Raw genomic sequence first — 17,155 nt, forward strand, 5'->3', positions numbered from 1 at the left:
CCTCCAACGGATCTGACTCGACGGTGGTTACGATCCGGAGTTCCCCGATTGCGCACTGCTCACCCGGCGGCTCGCGGCGGAAGGGGAGGTAGCGCGAGCCGGTCCGCGCGCCCCGGCGTGCATCGCTCCACCGACTCCTGATCGACCTGTGTCAAGTGAATCGCGCACAGCGCCAAGGGAGTTCATTCGAAGGGGTGGCGAATGGTGGCGTTTCTGGAATCGCCCTCGCGGGAGCAGTGATCGTAGGATTACGTTCAGTACATGGACCCTTGAGACCCACGCGCTCGTGGGTATGCCAAAGGCAAGGAGCCGTACCGTCCGAAGGCCCGCGTCCTGAGGACAACAGGCCCCGGCTCGCGGCATTCTGATAGGGGTTCGCATGGCAGGGAAGACGCACATGGCTTTAGCTGAATGGGGGCGTTCCAGTGGGCGGCAGTGGGGCTAGCGGTACGAGCGCCGGCAAGCGCCCCAACGAACAGCTGAGTTCGTGGTTCGTGCGGAGCGGCTGGTCGAAGGGCGAGCTCGCGCGGCAGGTCAACCGGCGGGCGCGCCAGCTCGGCGCGCATCACATCAGCACGGACACCTCCCGAGTGCGCCGCTGGCTCGACGGCGAGATGCCGCGCGAGCCGATCCCGCGCATCCTCTCCGAGCTGTTCTCCGAGCGGTTCGGCAGCGTCGTGGCCGTCGAGGACCTCGGGTTGCGCACCGCACACCAGTCCCCGTCGGTCTCCGGCGTCGACCTGCCCTGGGCTGGCCCCCAGACGGTCTCCCTGCTCAGCGAGTACTCGCGCAGCGACCTGATGCTGGCCCGGCGCGGCTTCCTCGGCACCTCACTGATGCTGTCGGCCGGGCCCGCCCTGATCGAGCCCATGCAGCGCTGGCTGGTGCCCGCGCCGCCCGGCGAGTCCATCAACGTGGAGACGCCCGCCAACGCCCGGCGCCCCTCCCGGCTCTCCAAACCGGAGCTCGACCTCCTGGAGACCACCACCGAGATGTTCCGCCAGTGGGACGCCCAGTGCGGCGGCGGACTGCGCCGCAAGGCCGTCGTCGGCCAGCTCCACGAGGTCACCGACCTCCTCCAGGAGCCGCAGCCCGAGGCCACCGCCCGGCGCCTGTTCCGGGTCGCGGCCGAACTCGCGGAACTGGCCGGGTGGATGAGCTACGACGTGGGCCTGCAGCCCACCGCCCAGAAGTACTTCGTCCTCGCCCTGCACGCCGCCAAGGAGTGCGGCGACAAGCCTCTCGGGTCCTACATCCTGTCCTCGATGAGCCGCCAGATGATCCACCTGGGCCGCCCCGACGACGCCCTGGAACTCATCCACCTCGCCCAGTACGGCAGCCGCGACTGCGCCACCCCTCGCACCCAGGCGATGCTGTATGCGATGGAGGCACGCGCGTACGCGAACATGGGCCAGCCCAGCAAGTGCAAGCGGGCCGTCAGAATGTCCGAGGACACCTTCGGTGACGCCGGACTCGACGGCGAGCCGGAGCCCGACTGGATCCAGTTCTTCTCCGAGGCCGAGCTCAACGGGGAGAACGCGCACTCGTTCCGCGACCTGGCCTATGTGGCCGGGCGCAGCCCCACGTACGCCACGCTCGCCGAACCGGTGATGGAGAAGGCGGTCGCGCTCTTCGGCAAGGACGAGGTCCACCAGCGGTCGTACGCACTGAACCTGATCGGCATGGCCACCGTCCACCTCCTCAAGCGCGAGCCCGAGCAGTCGACCGTGCTGGCCGGAGAGGCCCTGAAGATCGCCAAGACGGTCCGCTCCGAGCGGGTCAACACTCGGCTGCGCAAGACCGTCGACACCGCCGTGCGGGACTTCGGGGACGTGGCCGAGGTCGTCCGGTTCACCGATCTGCTCGGCCGGGAGCTGCCCGAGACGGCCGAGGCCGTCTGAGACACCCTGGGGAGCCGCCACGGCGGCATACAGGACGCCGGCCGCGACGCCCACCCCGTACAGCCCGACTCGGCTCCCCCGCGCCAGGTCAACCGGGGGACGTCGCGGCCGGTCACCCGTCCACGTGTACGCGGATGGTAGCCGCGCCCAGGGCCGTGATCCGGCAGTTCATGCCGGTGTAACACGCCCGACCTCTTCGTCACGGTGGCGAAACATCGTGCGGCATCGACGGAAACCGCGCTGCGCCAACCTCATGGCGCATAACGGCCCACCCCTTCGCAGCCACTCGTTCGCCCCGCACGGGCCGCCGTACCGACGACGAGGAGACGCCGATGCCCCCAGGCATCACGCTCGCAGCTGACGCTCCGCAGCTGTCCAGCGCCAACACCGGATTCATGCTGATCTGCTCAGCGCTGGTAATGATCATGACCCCCGGCCTGGCCTTCTTCTACGGAGGCATGGTCCGAGTCAAGAGCACGCTCAACATGCTGATGATGAGCTTCATCAGCCTCGGGATCGTCACGATCCTGTGGGTGCTCTACGGCTTCAGCCTCAGCTTCGGCGAGTCCAACGGCTTCATCGGCTGGTCCAAGGACTACTTCGGGCTCAGCGGCATCGGCATCGTCCAGCTCTGGCCCGGATACACCGTCCCGATCTACGTCTTCGCCGTGTTCCAGCTGATGTTCGCGGTCATCACCCCGGCGCTGATAAGCGGCGCACTCGCCGACCGCGTCAAGTTCAGCGCCTGGGCGCTGTTCATCACCCTGTGGGTCAGCGTCGTCTACTTCCCGGTCGCGCACTGGGTCTGGGCCTCCGACGGCTGGCTCTTCAAGAAGGGCGTCATCGACTTCGCGGGCGGCACCGCCGTCCACATCAACGCCGGTGCGGCCGCCCTCGGCGTCATCCTCGTCATCGGCAAGCGCGTCGGCTTCAAGAAGGACCCGATGCGGCCGCACAGCCTGCCGCTGGTCATGCTCGGCGCAGGGCTGCTGTGGTTCGGCTGGTTCGGCTTCAACGCCGGCTCCTGGCTCGGCAACGACGACGGCGTCGGCGCGGTGATGTTCGTCAACACCCAGGTCGCCACCGCCGCCGCCATGCTCGCCTGGCTCGGCTACGAGAAACTGCGCCACGGCTCCTTCACCACCCTCGGCGCCGCCTCCGGCGCGGTCGCGGGCCTCGTCGCCATCACCCCGTCCGGCGGCTGCGTCAGCCCCCTCGGCGCGATCGCGGTCGGCGTCATCGCCGGTGTGCTGTGCGCCATGGCCGTCGGCCTCAAGTACCGCTTCGGCTTCGACGACTCCCTCGACGTCGTCGGCGTCCACATGGTCGGCGGCATCGCCGGCTCCCTCCTCGTCGGCCTCTTCGCCACCGGCGGCGTACAGTCCGACGCCAAGGGCCTCTTCTACGGCGGCGGCCTCGACCAGCTCGGCAAGCAGGCCATCGGCGTCGGCGCGGTCCTCGGCTACTCGCTGGTGGCCTCCGCCGTCCTCGCCTTCCTGCTCGACAAGACGATCGGGATGCGGGTCCCCGAGGACGACGAGGTCTCGGGCATCGACCAGGTCGAGCACGCCGAGACGGCGTACGACTTCAGCGGCGCGGGCGGCGGCACCGCCACCCGCACGCCCGCCCCGGCCCCGAGCGAGAAGGCAGCGCAGAACAAGAAGGTGGACGCATGAAGCTGATCACCGCGGTCGTCAAGCCGCACCGCCTGGACGAGATCAAGGAGGCCCTGCAGGCCTTCGGGGTCCAGGGCCTCACGGTCACCGAGGCCAGCGGGTACGGGCGCCAGCGCGGCCACACCGAGGTCTACCGCGGCGCCGAGTACACCGTCGACCTCGTCCCCAAGATCCGCATTGAGGTCCTGGTCGAGGACGACGACGCCGAGCAGCTGATCGACGTCGTGGTCAAGGCGGCCAGGACCGGGAAGATCGGCGACGGCAAGGTGTGGAGCGTGCCGGTCGAGACGGCGGTCCGGGTCCGCACCGGCGAGCGCGGCCCCGACGCCCTCTGATTTGGTCCCCCGATTCGGTACGGACAGGAGCTGCCGGTGACGCGTGTGGAAGTCAGCACAGAGACAGAGGACTCCGGATCCGGCGGCTATGCGGCGGCCCGGCTGCGCCTTCTCCAGGAGGAGGCGCAGTCCGGGCCGCCGCGCCGTGCCGCCCTGGCCAGGCTCACCGACGACTGGCTGGCCCAGCTCTTCACCGGAGCCGCCCGGGCGGCCGGGGTGCGCGGGGCCGCCCTGATGGCCGTCGGCGGCTACGGACGCGGCGAACTGTCGCCCCGCAGCGACCTCGACCTCGTCCTCGTGCACGACGGCAGCGCGAACGCGAGCGCCGTCTCCGCGCTCGCCGACAGCCTCTGGTACCCCGTGTGGGACCTGGGTCTGGCCCTCGACCACTCGGTCCGCACCCCCGCCGAGGCCCGCAGGACCGCGGGCGCCGACCTCAAGGCGCACCTCGGCCTCCTGGACGCCCGCCATCTGGCGGGCGAGCAGAGCCTGACGGCCTCTCTGCGCACCGCCGTCCTCGCCGACTGGCGCAACCTCGCGCCCAAGCGGCTGCCCGAACTCGACGCGCTGTGCCGCGAACGGGCCGAGCGCCAGGGCGAGTTGCAGTTCCTGCTCGAACCCGACCTCAAGGAGGCGCGCGGCGGGCTGCGGGACGCCACCGCCCTGCGCGCGGTCGCCGCGTCCTGGCTCGCCGACGCGCCCCGCGAGGGCCTGGGGGAGGCCCGGCGGCGGCTCCTGGACGTCCGCGACGCGCTCCATCTGGCCACCGGCCGGGCCACCGACCGCCTCGCCCTCCAGGAACAGGACGCCGTCGCCGCCGCGCTGGGCGTGCTGGACGCGGACGTACTGCTGCGCCAGGTGTACGAGGCCGCGCGGACCATCGCGTACGCCAGCGACGTCACCTGGCGCGAGGTCGGCCGGGTCCTGCGGGCCCGCTCGGCGCGGCCCCGGCTGCGCGGTCTGCTCGGTGGCCGGACGGCGGCCCCCGAGCGGACCCCGCTCGCCGAAGGGGTGGTCGAACAGGACGGCGAGGTGGTGCTGGCGCTCGCCGCGAAACCCGAGCGCGACCCGGTGCTGCCGCTGCGGGCCGCCGCGGCCGCCGCCCGCTCCGGGCTGCCCGTCTCGCTGCACGCCGTGCGCCGCCTCGCCGCCGCGGTCCGGCCGCTGCCGGTGCCCTGGCCCGCCGAGGCCCGCGAGGAGCTGGTGACGCTGCTGGGCGCGGGCGAGTCCACCGTGCCCGTCTGGGAGGCGCTGGAGGCCGAGGGCCTGATCACCCGGCTGCTGCCCGACTGGGAGCGGGTGCGCTGCCGCCCGCAGCGCAACGCCGTGCACACCTGGACCGTCGACCGCCACCTGGTGGAGACGGCCGTACGGGCCTCCTCGCTCACCCGCCGCGTCGGCCGCCCCGACCTGCTCCTGGTCGCGGCCCTGCTCCACGACATCGGCAAGGGGTGGCCCGGCGACCACAGCGTGGCGGGCGAGGTCATCGCGCGCGACGTGGCCACCCGGATCGGCTTCGACAAGGACGACGTGGCCGTGGTCGCCGTACTCGTACGCCACCACCTGCTGCTCGTCGAGACGGCGACCCGGCGCGACCTGGACGACCCCGCGACGGTACGGGCGGTGGCCGAAGCGGTCGGTACGGTCTCCACGCTCGAACTGCTCCACGCCCTCACCGAGGCGGACGCGCTGGCGACCGGACCGGCCGCCTGGTCCTCGTGGCGGGGCTCGCTCGTGGCGGACCTGGTGAAGCGGGCGGGGGCGGTGCTGGCGGGGGAGCCGGTGGATCCGGAGCCGTCGCTCACCACGGCCGAGCAGGAGCGCCTCGCGATGGAGGCCCACCGCACGCGCGGCCCGGTCCTCGCGCTGCGCGCCCAGACGGACGCGCCTGCGGACGAGGGGGCCCGCGAACCGCTCGGCGTGGAACTCCTGATCGCGGTCCCGGACCAGGCCGGGGTGCTGCCGGCGGTGGCGGGCGTGCTGGCGATGCACCGCCTCACGGTGCGGACGGCGGAGCTGCGGGCGATCGAACTGCCCGACCCCGTGGGCGGGGAGATCCTCCTGCTGGACTGGCGGGTGGCGGCGGAGTACGGCTCGCTCCCGCAGGCGGCCCGGCTCCGCGCCGACCTGGTCCGGGCCCTGGACGGCTCCCTGGACCTCCCCTCCCGCCTGGCCGAACGCGAGGCGGCCCGCCGCCGGGGTCCGGCCGCGCCCCCGCCCCGCGTCACGGTCGCCCCGGCGGCGTCCCGCCTGGCCACGGTGATCGAGGTCCGCGCCCAGGACGCCCCCGGCCTCCTGCACCGCATCGGCCGCGAACTGGACCGGGCGGGGGTACGGGTGCGCAGCGCGCACGTCTCGACGCTGGGGGGGAACGCGGTGGACGCGTTCTATGTGACGGACGGGGAGGGGGAGCCGCTGGGGGCGGAGGTGGCGGTGGGGGTTGCGCGGGGGGTGGAGCGGGCGCTGGGTTCTGGGGGTGGCTGATCCCCCGCCCCGCCCCGTTCCCTTGACTTCCGAGGGCGGGTGGGGGTGGATGTGGCTCTCCCAGGGACTAGGCCCCCGGACCCCCGGGCGGGGCTGCGCCCCGGGGGCCTCGCCTTTTGCCTGCGGGTGGGTGGGGGCTGGTCACGCAGTCCCCCGCGCCCCTTTTTGGCCCGGTGTTTGTCTGCGGGTGGGCTGTGGTTGCTCGCGTGGTTCCCCGCGCCTCTTTTTGGGCCGGGGTTTGTCTGCGGGTGGGCCGTGGTTGCTCGCGCAGTTCCCCGCGCCCCTGAAGGCAGAACGGGCCCTGGCCACATTTCAGCCCCTCGGGCGTGCGAGGAACGGGGCCCGCGCATGCAGCCCCCCGGCGCTTGAGGAGCGGGGCAGGGGTCGTAGGCCCCGCCCCTTCAGGGGCGCGGGGAACTGCGCGACCAGCCCAAGACGGCCCGCAGACGAACGGGGCCCGGGGCGCAGCCCCGAAAGCAGGATGCAGGGGCCGCAGGCCCCGCCTGGGGTGCAGGGGGGGCAGAGCCCCCCGCCCGGGGGTCTGGGGGCGCAGCCCCCAGTAGCGCGCCCCACCCCCGCCGCCCACCCACCCCCGGAGGGTTAAGGGAACGGGGCGGGGTGGGGAAAACGTCCGCCGGGATACCCTGGGGGGCGTTCACCCGACCGCCCTACGAGCCGAGGATCCGCGACCACCGTGTTCGACACCCTCTCCGACCGCCTCAGCGCGACATTCAAGAACCTCCGGGGCAAGGGCCGCCTGTCCGAGGCGGACATCGACGCCACGGCACGCGAGATCCGTATCGCCCTGCTCGAAGCCGACGTCGCCCTGCCCGTCGTGCGTGCCTTCATCAAGCAGGTCAAGGAGCGCGCGTCCGGCGTCGAGGTCTCCCAGGCGCTCAACCCCGCCCAGCAGGTCGTCAAGATCGTCAACGAGGAGCTCATCACCATCCTCGGTGGTGAGACCCGCCGGCTGCGGTTCGCCAAGACCGCCCCGACGGTGATCATGCTCGCCGGTCTCCAGGGCGCCGGTAAGACCACCCTCGCCGGAAAGCTCGGCCAGTGGCTCAAGGGCCAGGGCCACGCGCCCCTGCTCGTCGCCTGCGACCTGCAGCGGCCGAACGCCGTCAACCAGCTCTCCGTCGTCGCCGGGCGCGCCGGCGTCGCGGTCTACGCGCCGGAGCCCGGCAACGGCGTCGGCGACCCGGTCAAGGTCGCCCAGGACTCCATCGAGTACGCCCGGTCGAAGCAGTACGACGTGGTCGTCGTCGACACCGCCGGCCGCCTCGGCATCGACTCCGAGATGATGCAGCAGGCCGCGGACATCCGCGACGCGGTCCGCCCGGACGAGATCCTCTTCGTCGTCGACGCCATGATCGGCCAGGACGCGGTCAACACCGCGGAGGCCTTCCGTGACGGCGTCGGCTTCGACGGCGTGGTGCTCTCCAAGCTCGACGGCGACGCCCGGGGCGGCGCCGCGCTCTCCATCGCGCACGTCACCGGCAAGCAGATCATGTTCGCCTCCAACGGCGAGAAGCTCGACGAGTTCGACGCGTTCCACCCGGACCGCATGGCCTCGCGCATCCTCGACATGGGTGACCTGCTCACCCTGATCGAGCAGGCGGAGAAGACGTTCAGCCAAGAAGAGGCCGAGAAGATGGCCTCCAAGCTGGCGTCGAAGAAGGGCCAGGACTTCACGCTCGACGACTTCCTGGCGCAGATGGAGCAGGTCCGCAAGATGGGCTCCATCTCCAAGCTGCTCGGCATGCTCCCGGGCATGGGGCAGATCAAGGACCAGATCAACAACATCGACGAGCGCGACGTGGACCGCACCGCCGCGATCATCAAGTCGATGACCCCGGGCGAGCGCCAGGACCCGCACCTCATCAACGGCTCGCGCCGCGCCCGTATCGCCAAGGGCTCCGGCGTCGAGGTCAGCGCGGTCAAGAACCTGGTCGAGCGGTTCTTCGAGGCCCGCAAGATGATGTCGCGGATGGCCCAGGGCGGCGGGATGCCCGGTATGCCGGGGATGCCGGGCATGGGTGGCGGCCCCGGCCGTCAGAAGAAGCAGGTCAAGCAGGCCAAGGGCAAGCGCAAGAGCGGCAACCCGATGAAGCGCAAGGCCGAGGAGCAGGCGGCCGCCGAGCGCCGCGAGCAGGGCCCCGCGGGTCTGCCCGCCGCCGCGCAGGTCCCCGAGGACTTCGAACTGCCGGACGCGTTCAAGAAGTTCATGGGCTGACGTCCGTTCGGGTACGTACTACGTACTTCGTACGTACGAGACGTTCGACGCAGCACCGGAAGGGCCCGCGAGCCGTACAGGCCGCGGGCCCTTCCGCGTATCCGGGGGCGGGCCCCCGGACGGCCCCTTCGGCCCACCCGGAATGCCCCGCTCCGCCCACTCTCCGATAATCGCCGTACAGGCCAGAGGAGAGCAGCGTGCCCACTCCCGTCCCCCCACGAGATCGCACCGACCAGCCGTGGCGCTCCGAGGGCGCGCCTCCGCCGCCCCCGCCGAAGCGGAAGATGCCCGGGGGCTGGGGCAGCCTGATCCTCGCCGCGCTCGTCGTCTACCTGATCACCAATCTGATCCTGTCGTTCTTCGACGAGGGCAACGAGCCGACGCTGTCGTACACCGAGTTCAGCAAGCAGGTCGCCGCCGGCAACGTGGAGAAGATCTACTCCAAGGGCGACGCCATCCAGGGCCAGCTCAAGAGCTCGCAGACGGTGCCCGGGGGCAGCGACAAGTACACCAAGTTCACCACCCAGCGGCCGACGTTCGCCGACGACGACCTGTGGTCGCAGCTGACCAGACAGAGCGTCACGGTCACCGCCCAGCCGGTCGTCGAACACCGCAGCTTCCTTGCCAACCTGCTGATCTCGCTCGCGCCGATGCTCCTGCTGGTCGTCCTGTGGCTGTTCATCGCGCGCCGGATGAGCGCCCGTCTCGGCGGCGGGATGCTGGGGCGCAAGGCGCCGCCCAAGCCGGTCGAGCTGACCGAGGACAAGCGGACCACGTTCGAGGACGTGGCGGGCATCGACGAGGTCGAGGGCGAACTCAACGACGTCGTGGACTTCCTCAAGAACCCCGCCGCGTACCGGAAGATGGGCGCCCGGATGCCCGGCGGCGTACTGCTCGCGGGCCCGCCCGGCACCGGCAAGACCCTGCTCGCACGGGCCGTGGCGGGTGAGGCGGGGGTGCCGTTCTTCTCCGCGTCGGCCTCCGAGTTCATCGAGATGATCGTGGGCGTGGGCGCCTCGCGGGTACGCGAACTCTTCGCCGAGGCACGGAAGGTGGCCCCCGCCATCATCTTCATCGACGAGATCGACACCATCGGCCGGGTGCGCGGCGGCGGCGCCGGGATGGGCGGGCACGACGAGCGCGAACAGACGCTCAACCAGATCCTCACCGAGATGGACGGCTTCTCCGGATCCGAGGGCGTCGTCGTCATCGCCGCCACCAACCGGGCCGACGTCCTGGACCCGGCACTCACCCGGCCAGGCAGGTTCGACCGGATCGTGCAGGTCAGCCCGCCCGACCGGGGCGGCCGCGAATCCATCCTGAAGATCCACACCCGTGAGATCCCGATGGCCCACGACGTCGACCTCGCCCAGATGGCCCGCACCACCCCCGGCATGACCGGCGCCGAACTCGCCAACCTGGCCAACGAGGCGGCCCTGCTCGCCGTCAAGCGCCGCCAGAGCGAGGTCACCCAGTCGGATCTCTCCGACGCCCTGGAGAAGGTCCAACTCGGCGCCGAGCGGCCGCTGGTGATGCCGGAGGAGGAACGCCGCCGCACCGCCTACCACGAGAGCGGCCACGCCCTGCTCGGCATGCTCCAGCCCGGCGCCGACCCCGTCCGCAAGATCACCATCGTGCCCCGGGGGCGGGCGCTCGGCGTGACGCTCTCCACCCCGGACGCTGACAAGTACGCGTACACCGAGGACTATCTGCGCGGCCGCATCATCGGCGCGCTCGGCGGCATGGCGGCCGAGCACGTCGTCTTCGACGTGGTCACCACGGGCGCCGAGAACGACCTCGAACAGGTCACCAACCTGGCCCGGGGCATGGTGGCCCGCTGGGGCATGAGCAAGAAGATCGGCCCCCTCACCGCCCTGCCGAGCGACGCCCAGCAGGCGTACGGGCTCGCCGCGGCCCCCGAGACCCTGGACGCCATCGCCACCGAGATGCGCCGCATCGTCGACGAGTGCTACGCCGAGGCGTGCCGCCTGCTGCGCGAGCACCGCCCCAAGCTCGACGCCCTCGCCGAGGCGCTGCTCCAGAACGAGACGCTGGAGGAGGAGGCCGCGTACCGCGCGGCGGGCATCCCGCGCCTGGCGAAGACGGAGCCCTGAGCGGCGCGGGGCCGTGAGCCCCTACGCGCGCGTAGGTGAAGAGTCCGCGAGCCCCGGAGCCCTACGGCGTACGCGCGATGAGGTAGCGGAACACGTTCGGCATCCACACCGTGCCGTCCCGGCGCAGATGCGGATGCAGCGCCTCCGCCACCTCCTTCTCGACCTGGCCCTGGTCGGTGGCCCTGGCCGCCGCGTCGAACAGGCCCGTCGAGAGCAGCCCGCGCACCGCGCTGTCCGTGTTCGCGTAGCCGAACGGGCACGCCACCCGCCCCGACCCGTCGGGCCTCAGACCCGCCCGCGACGCCAGGTCCTCCAGGTCGTCGCGCAGGCTCGGCCGCCAGCGGGGCGCGTCGGTGAGCCGGGCCGCGACCCGCAGCACACCCGAGGTGGCACACCGCTCCGGCGGACCCCAGCCGGCCAGCACCACCGCGGCGCCGCGCTCGGCGAGCCGCACCGCGGCCTCCAGGGCCGGGACGAGACCGTCCGCGTCGCCCGCCGCGCAGCCGACCGGCTCGAAGGCGGTCACCAGGCCGTAGCGGGCCCCGGACGGATCGGCAGCCGCGCGCGGACCGCCCTCCAGGACCCGGGCGTCGCGATCCCCGGCGCGCCCCCACACCCCCTCCGGCAGCAGCCGCCCACGGGCCAGCGCGAGCCGCTCCGGCCGGGTGTCGACACCCGTCACGCGCGCGCCGCGCGAGGCCGCCATCAACAGGGCGAGCCCGGAGCCGCAGCCCAGGCCGAGCAGCCGGGTGCCGGGTCCCACCTCCAGCCGCTCGTACACCGCTTCGTAGAGCGGTACCAGCATCCGCTCCTGGATCTCCGCCCAGTCACGCGCGCGTGCACACGCCTGCGCGGGTGGGGCGGAGGCCGAGGGGGACTGGTGCCGGACGAGCGTAGGTGTCATGGAAAGCGCCCCAATCCGCAGAAGAGGTCAGCCGTGCGCTGATGGAAAGCCCCCGTAGACGTGCGGTCGCGCTCCCCCCGTATGCCAGGGAACTCCGCATCCGCCATCGCGTCCAGAGGGAGGGCGATTCACGTTCGGGGCCGCCGGGCCCGTACCATTCGCGCCATGGCAAAGGCACCCGTTCTCACGCCCCAGGCGGAAGACTTCCCCCGCTGGTACCAGGATCTGATCAACAAGGCCGAGCTCGCGGACAACGGTCCGGTGCGCGGCACCATGGTGATCCGACCGTACGGCTACGGCCTGTGGGAGCGGATGCAGCAGGAGATGGATGCACGCATCAAGGACGCGGGCGCCCAGAACGCGTACTTCCCGTTGTTCATCCCCCAGTCTTACCTGACCCGCGAGGCCGAGCACGTCGAGGGCTTCGCGCCCGAGCTCGCGGTGGTGACCCACGGTGGCGGCAAGGAGCTCGAAGAGCCCGTCGTGGTGCGCCCCACCTCCGAGACGATCATCAACGACTACTTCTCGAAGTGGGTGCAGAGCTACCGCGACCTGCCCCTGCTCATCAACCAGTGGGCCAACGTGGTCCGTTGGGAGATGCGGCCGCGCGTGTTCCTCCGTACGAGTGAGTTCCTCTGGCAGGAGGGCCACACCGCGCACGCCACCTACGAGGACGCCCGCGACTACGCGGCGCGCATCCACAAGGACGTCTACGCCGACTTCATGGTCAACGTCCTGGGCATCGACGTGGTCCTGGGCCGCAAGACGCCCAAGGAGCGGTTCGCCGGCGCCATCAACACCCTCACGCTCGAAGGCATGATGGGCGACGGCAAGGCCCTCCAGATGGGCACCAGCCACGAGCTGGGCACCAACTTCGCCAAGGCCTTCAACACCCAGTACCTGTCCAAGGACGGCAAGCAGGAGCTGGTCTGGCAGACCTCGTGGGGCGTCTCCACCCGCATGGTCGGCGGTCTGATCATGTCGCACGGCGACGACAACGGCCTGCGCGTGCCGCCGCGGCTCGCCGCCGTCCAGGTCGTCGTCATGGCGATCAAGGGCGACGAGGCCGTCGCGAAGGTCCGCGAGCTCGGCGACCGCCTGAAGGCGCTGGGCATCCGCGTCCAGGTCGACGACCGGGTGGACACCCCCTTCGGCCGCCGCGCGGTGGACTGGGAGCTCAAGGGCGTTCCGGTCCGCATCGAGATCGGCCCGCGCGACCTGGAGGCCGGCACCGCGATGCTGGCCCGCCGCATCCCCGGCGGCAAGGAGCCCGTCTCCATCGACGCGCTCGGCGAACTGCTGCCCAAGGTCCTCGAAGAGGACCAGGCGCAGTTGCTGCGTGAGTCCCGCGAGCGCCGCGAGTCCCGTACGAGCGAGGTCACCACCATCGAGGACGCCGCCGAGGCGGCCACCGCCGGCGGCTGGGCGCGCATCCCGTGGGCCACCCTCGGCCCCGAGGGCGAGGCCAAGCTCGCCGAGCAGGCCGTGTCCGTACGGTGTCTGGTCGCCGAGGACGGGTCCGTCCCGCAGGCCGACGACGCCCCCGGTACGGTCGCCATCGTGGCCCGCTCCTACTGAGCGGCCGGCGGCCTGTTCCGGTCGGCCGAAAACGCCTCTTGCGTACCGGCTGATTTCTGGAACCCCGGCGTGTTGACATCATCTACGCGCCGGGGCGTACGCGCCGCTACGTACTACCTTGGTGTGAGCTGTGAGGCTTCTCCGCAGATCAGCGCACCCGCCCTCGTCCGGACGCATCAACGGCAACTGACGGGTACGTGCAAATTATTTGGGATGCCCCGGAATAGGAACACCGGGGCACTCCGGCTCGTTGTCACGACGTGAGCACGACACCACCTGTTCTCGCCGCAGAGCTGGCGCAGGCGTGGGCCGATATTCAGCGGTACCACCCCGAGCTGCCTGACCTTGCCGCGCCCGAGTCCCTGATCGGAGAGTCCTCGTCCGCCTGCGGCGCCGAGCTCTCCTTCGAGCGACTGCTCCACGAGGCAGTCCACGGCATTGCCGCCGCCCGGGGTGTCCGCGACACATCCCGGGCCGGGCGGTACCACAACCGCAGATTCCTGGCCATCGCCGAGGAGCTCGGCCTCGACCATCCCGAGGAGCCGCATCCCAGCAGCGGCTTCTCACTGGTCGCGCTGAACCCCGAGGCGAGGCGTCGCTACCGGCCGACGATCGAGCGGCTGCAGCGCGCCCTCAAAGCACACACCGTGGCCACCGCCGCCGACACCAAGCGCTCCTTCCGGGGCCCGGCGGCACGGCACGGCTCCTCCGGCGGCGGCGTCCGCGTCAAGGCCGTCTGCGACTGCGGCCGCAACGTGCGCGTCGTCCCGTCCGTGCTCGCCCAGGCGCCGATCGTCTGCGGCGGCTGCGGCAAGCCCTTCCGCATCCCCGAGGTCGTGGCCGCGGCGAGCTGATGCCGGGCCGGTCGCCGGACGGGGGCGGCGCGGGCCGGGAGGCGGACACAGTGCTGGTGCGCCGCCCGGGGGTGCCCCACGGACCCCCGGCGTGCCCGGCGCCGGCATGTGGCACAATGGCTAGCTGTACTCGACAGCCGCACAGGAACCCTCTCGCCTCCGGCTGACGCGTCCATCGGGCACCCCGAGTACCGCAACCCCACGTGGCATCCCGTTGTGCCCAACCACGTCAAGACCAGGAGACACCACTCCAGTGGCAGTCAAGATCAAGCTCAAGCGCCTCGGCAAGATTCGCCAGCCGCACTACCGCATCGTCGTCGCCGACGCCCGCACCCGCCGTGACGGTCGCGCGATCGAAGAGATCGGTATCTACCACCCGACGTACAACCCGTCGCGCATCGAGGTCAACGCCGAGCGTGCGCAGTACTGGCTGTCCGTCGGCGCCCAGCCCACCGAGGCTGTGCTCGCCATCCTGAAGCTGACCGGTGACTGGCAGGCGCACAAGGGCCTCCCCGCCCCCGCGCCGCTGCTGCAGCCGGAGACGAAGGAGAGCAAGCGCCGCTCCTTCGACGAGTTCGCCAAGGCTCTCGAGGGCGACGACGCCAAGGGTGAGGCCATCACCCCCAAGGCCAAGAAGGCTGACAAGAAGGCGGACGAGGCTGCGGCCGACGCCGCCGAGTCGACCGAGGCCTGAGCATGCTCGAGGAGGCTCTTGAGCACCTCGTGAAGGGCATCGTCGACAACCCCGACGACGTGCAGGTCGCCTCGCGCACCCTGCGCCGGGGGCGCGTGCTGGAGGTCCGGGTCCACCCCGAAGACCTCGGCAAGGTGATCGGCCGCAACGGCCGCACCGCCCGCGCCCTGCGTACCGTCGTGGGCGCCATCGGTGGCCGTGGTATCCGCGTCGACCTCGTCGACGTGGACCAGGCCCACTGACAAAGTTGGTTGTTTTACCAGATGCGCCGGCTCGGGCCGGGGAGGGCCATAGCGCCCGCCCCGGCCCGCAGTCGTCTGCGGAGCCCCCGCAGCCGCCTGTGAAGCCGTAGCCACCGAGAAGCCGCAGGCCCCGACAGGAAAGTTGAACGACGTGCAGCTGGTAGTCGCGCGGATCGGCCGCGCCCACGGCATCAAGGGCGAGGTCACCGTCGAGGTGCGCACCGACGAGCCGGAGCTGCGGCTCGGCCCCGGCGCCGTACTGGCCACCGACCCGGCCTCCACCGGGCCGCTCACCATCGAGACCGGCCGCGTCCACAGCGGCCGTCTGCTGCTGCGCTTCGAGGGCGTACGCGACCGGACCGCCGCCGAGGCCCTGCGCAACACCCTGCTCATCGCCGACGTGAACCCGGACGAGCGCCCCGAAGAGGACGACGAGTACTACGACCACCAGCTCATCGACCTCGACGTGGTCCTCACCGACGGCACCGAGGTCGGCCGGATCACCGAGATCTCGCACCTGCCGTCCCAGGACCTCTTCATCGTCGAGCGGCCCGACGGCACCGAGGTCATGATCCCCTTCGTCGGGGAGATCGTCACCGAGATCGACCTGGACGAGCAGCGCGCCGTCATCGACCCGCCGCCCGGTCTGATCGACGACCAGGCCGAGATCGCCTCCGCGCGCGACGAGGACGAGAGCGGCGCCGAGGACAGCCGGGGCGAGAGCTGATGCGCCTCGACGTCGTCACGATCTTCCCCGAGTACCTGGAGCCCCTGAACGTCTCCCTCGTCGGCAAGGCACGCGCGCGTGGGCAGCTCGACGTCCACGTACACGACCTGCGGCAGTGGACCTACGACCGGCACAACACGGTCGACGACACCCCCTACGGCGGCGGCCCCGGCATGGTCATGAAGACCGAGCCCTGGGGCGCCTGCCTCGACGACGCGCTGGCCGACGGATACGAGGCGGGGGCGCACGGCCCCGTCATGGTCGTGCCCACGCCCAGCGGACGGCCCTTCACCCAGGAACTCGCCGTCGAGCTCTCCCAGAAGCCGTGGCTGATCTTCACGCCCGCGCGCTACGAGGGCATCGACCGCCGCGTCATGGACGAGTACGCCACGCGGATACCGGTCTACGAGGTGTCCATCGGCGACTACGTCCTCGCGGGCGGGGAGGCCGCCGTCCTGGTGATCACCGAGGCCGTGGCCCGGCTGCTGCCCGGCGTCCTCGGCAACGCAGAGTCCCACCGCGACGACTCCTTCGCCCCCGGCGCCATGGCCAACCTCCTCGAAGGGCCGGTGTACACCAAGCCCGCCGAGTGGCGCGGCCACGGCATCCCGGACGTCCTGCTCAGCGGACACCACGGCAAGATCGCCCGCTGGCGGCGGGACGAGGCGTTCCGCCGTACCGCCCTGAACCGGCCCGATCTGATCGAGCGCTGCGACCCCGCCGCCTTCGACAAGAAGGACCGCGAGGTGCTGTCCATCCTCGGCTGGGCCCCGGAGCCCGGCGGCCGATTTTGGCGCAGGCCCCAGGACGTGGAAGAATAAGCCGCTGCTGTACGCCCGGCCCACGCCCCTGCCACAGGGGGAAGGGCAAAGCGTTCCCCGCGCACGCGGGAGTCGCCCCACGGCGGTCCGGTGCGAACGGCATCCTGAACCCCATCACGATATTCCGCTGATGACCTGTGGCATCGGCGAGGAAGCAGAAGAACATGGCCAGCCTGCTCGACTCCGTCAACGCCGCGGCGATCCGCAGCGACGTCCCGGCCTTCCGCCCGGGTGACACCGTCAACGTCCACGTGCGCGTGATCGAGGGCAACCGCTCCCGTATCCAGCAGTTCAAGGGCGTTGTCATCCGCCGCCAGGGCGCCGGCGTCTCCGAGACCTTCACGGTCCGCAAGGTCTCCTTCTCCGTCGGCGTCGAGCGCACCTTCCCGGTGAACTCCCCGATCTTCGAGAAGATCGAGCTCGTCACCCGCGGTGACGTCCGCCGCGCGAAGCTGTACTTCCTGCGCGAGCTCCGCGGCAAGGCCGCGAAGATCAAGGAGAAGCGCGACAACTGAGCTCCGGCTCGGCGGTGAGCTGCGGCCCACCACACTCGCGCACGGTTCCACAGCACGGGCGGATAGGCTCTGCC

Annotated in this window: 14 protein-coding genes; 13 read left to right on the forward strand and 1 reads right to left on the reverse strand. The window is 71.4% G+C overall.

Annotated elements, in window-relative coordinates:
• Positions 1-425: 425 nt before the first annotated feature.
• The 6 genes from nsdA to ftsH all read left to right on the forward strand — a co-directional run bounded on the left by nsdA (position 426) and on the right by ftsH (position 10,746).
• On the forward strand, positions 426-1,901 hold the full coding sequence (gene nsdA, locus ACZ499_RS18150; RefSeq protein ID WP_468676077.1) for a transcriptional repressor NsdA: 1,476 nt from the start codon (positions 426-428) through the stop codon (positions 1,899-1,901).
• A gap of 332 nt (positions 1,902-2,233) precedes the next feature.
• Positions 2,234-3,577, forward strand: a complete 1,344-nt coding sequence (locus ACZ499_RS18155; RefSeq protein ID WP_468676079.1) for an ammonium transporter — start codon at positions 2,234-2,236, stop codon at positions 3,575-3,577.
• Positions 3,574-3,912 (forward strand): P-II family nitrogen regulator, encoded by a 339-nt coding sequence (locus tag ACZ499_RS18160; protein WP_101390346.1) that lies wholly within the window; start codon positions 3,574-3,576, stop codon positions 3,910-3,912. The genes ACZ499_RS18155 and ACZ499_RS18160 overlap by 4 nt, the downstream gene beginning before the upstream one ends.
• Positions 3,913-3,948: 36 nt before the next feature.
• Positions 3,949-6,396, forward strand: coding sequence for a [protein-PII] uridylyltransferase (locus ACZ499_RS18165; RefSeq protein ID WP_468676081.1), 2,448 nt, complete (start codon positions 3,949-3,951; stop codon positions 6,394-6,396).
• Positions 6,397-7,090: 694 nt separating this feature from the next.
• Positions 7,091-8,632, forward strand: a complete 1,542-nt coding sequence (gene ffh, locus ACZ499_RS18170) for a signal recognition particle protein (RefSeq protein ID WP_385546426.1) — start codon at positions 7,091-7,093, stop codon at positions 8,630-8,632.
• Positions 8,633-8,829: 197 nt separating this feature from the next.
• Positions 8,830-10,746, forward strand: a complete 1,917-nt coding sequence (gene ftsH, locus ACZ499_RS18175; RefSeq protein WP_468676083.1) for an ATP-dependent zinc metalloprotease FtsH — start codon at positions 8,830-8,832, stop codon at positions 10,744-10,746.
• A 61-nt stretch (positions 10,747-10,807) separates the two neighbouring features.
• Here the strand turns inward: ftsH and ACZ499_RS18180 are convergent, their stop codons facing one another.
• Entirely contained in the window at positions 10,808-11,650 is an 843-nt protein-coding gene (locus tag ACZ499_RS18180) for a methyltransferase domain-containing protein (protein ID WP_468676085.1), read from the reverse strand.
• Between the two features lie 165 nt (positions 11,651-11,815).
• On the opposite strand from ACZ499_RS18180, the gene proS reads away from it, so the two are divergent.
• The 7 genes from proS (at position 11,816) to rplS (ending at position 17,081) form a co-directional block, all read left to right on the forward strand.
• Positions 11,816-13,228 carry a proline--tRNA ligase gene (proS, locus tag ACZ499_RS18185; protein WP_468676087.1) on the forward strand — a complete coding sequence of 471 codons (1,413 nt, stop codon included), beginning with the start codon at positions 11,816-11,818 and terminating at the stop codon, positions 13,226-13,228.
• A 260-nt stretch (positions 13,229-13,488) separates the two neighbouring features.
• Positions 13,489-14,082: a hypothetical protein gene (locus ACZ499_RS18190; protein WP_101390352.1), complete on the forward strand. Its 594-nt coding sequence runs from the start codon at positions 13,489-13,491 to the stop codon at positions 14,080-14,082.
• Between the two features lie 253 nt (positions 14,083-14,335).
• The gene (gene rpsP, locus ACZ499_RS18195) at positions 14,336-14,776 is read left to right on the forward strand and encodes a 30S ribosomal protein S16 (RefSeq protein WP_266984282.1); all 441 of its coding nucleotides are present in this window, start codon (positions 14,336-14,338) and stop codon (positions 14,774-14,776) included.
• A gap of 2 nt (positions 14,777-14,778) precedes the next feature.
• Complete coding sequence (locus ACZ499_RS18200; protein WP_468676090.1) at positions 14,779-15,018, forward strand: RNA-binding protein; 240 nt, start codon at positions 14,779-14,781, stop codon at positions 15,016-15,018.
• A gap of 151 nt (positions 15,019-15,169) precedes the next feature.
• Positions 15,170-15,745 carry a ribosome maturation factor RimM gene (gene rimM, locus ACZ499_RS18205; protein WP_468676091.1) on the forward strand — a complete coding sequence of 192 codons (576 nt, stop codon included), beginning with the start codon at positions 15,170-15,172 and terminating at the stop codon, positions 15,743-15,745.
• Complete coding sequence (trmD, locus tag ACZ499_RS18210; protein ID WP_468676093.1) at positions 15,745-16,566, forward strand: tRNA (guanosine(37)-N1)-methyltransferase TrmD; 822 nt, start codon at positions 15,745-15,747, stop codon at positions 16,564-16,566. The genes rimM and trmD overlap by 1 nt, the downstream gene beginning before the upstream one ends.
• 164 nt (positions 16,567-16,730) lie before the next feature.
• Entirely contained in the window at positions 16,731-17,081 is a 351-nt protein-coding gene (rplS, locus tag ACZ499_RS18215) for a 50S ribosomal protein L19 (RefSeq protein ID WP_385546403.1), read from the forward strand.
• Positions 17,082-17,155: the final 74 nt, after the last annotated feature.

This window comes from Streptomyces sp. NPDC031265 (genome assembly GCF_055570295.1).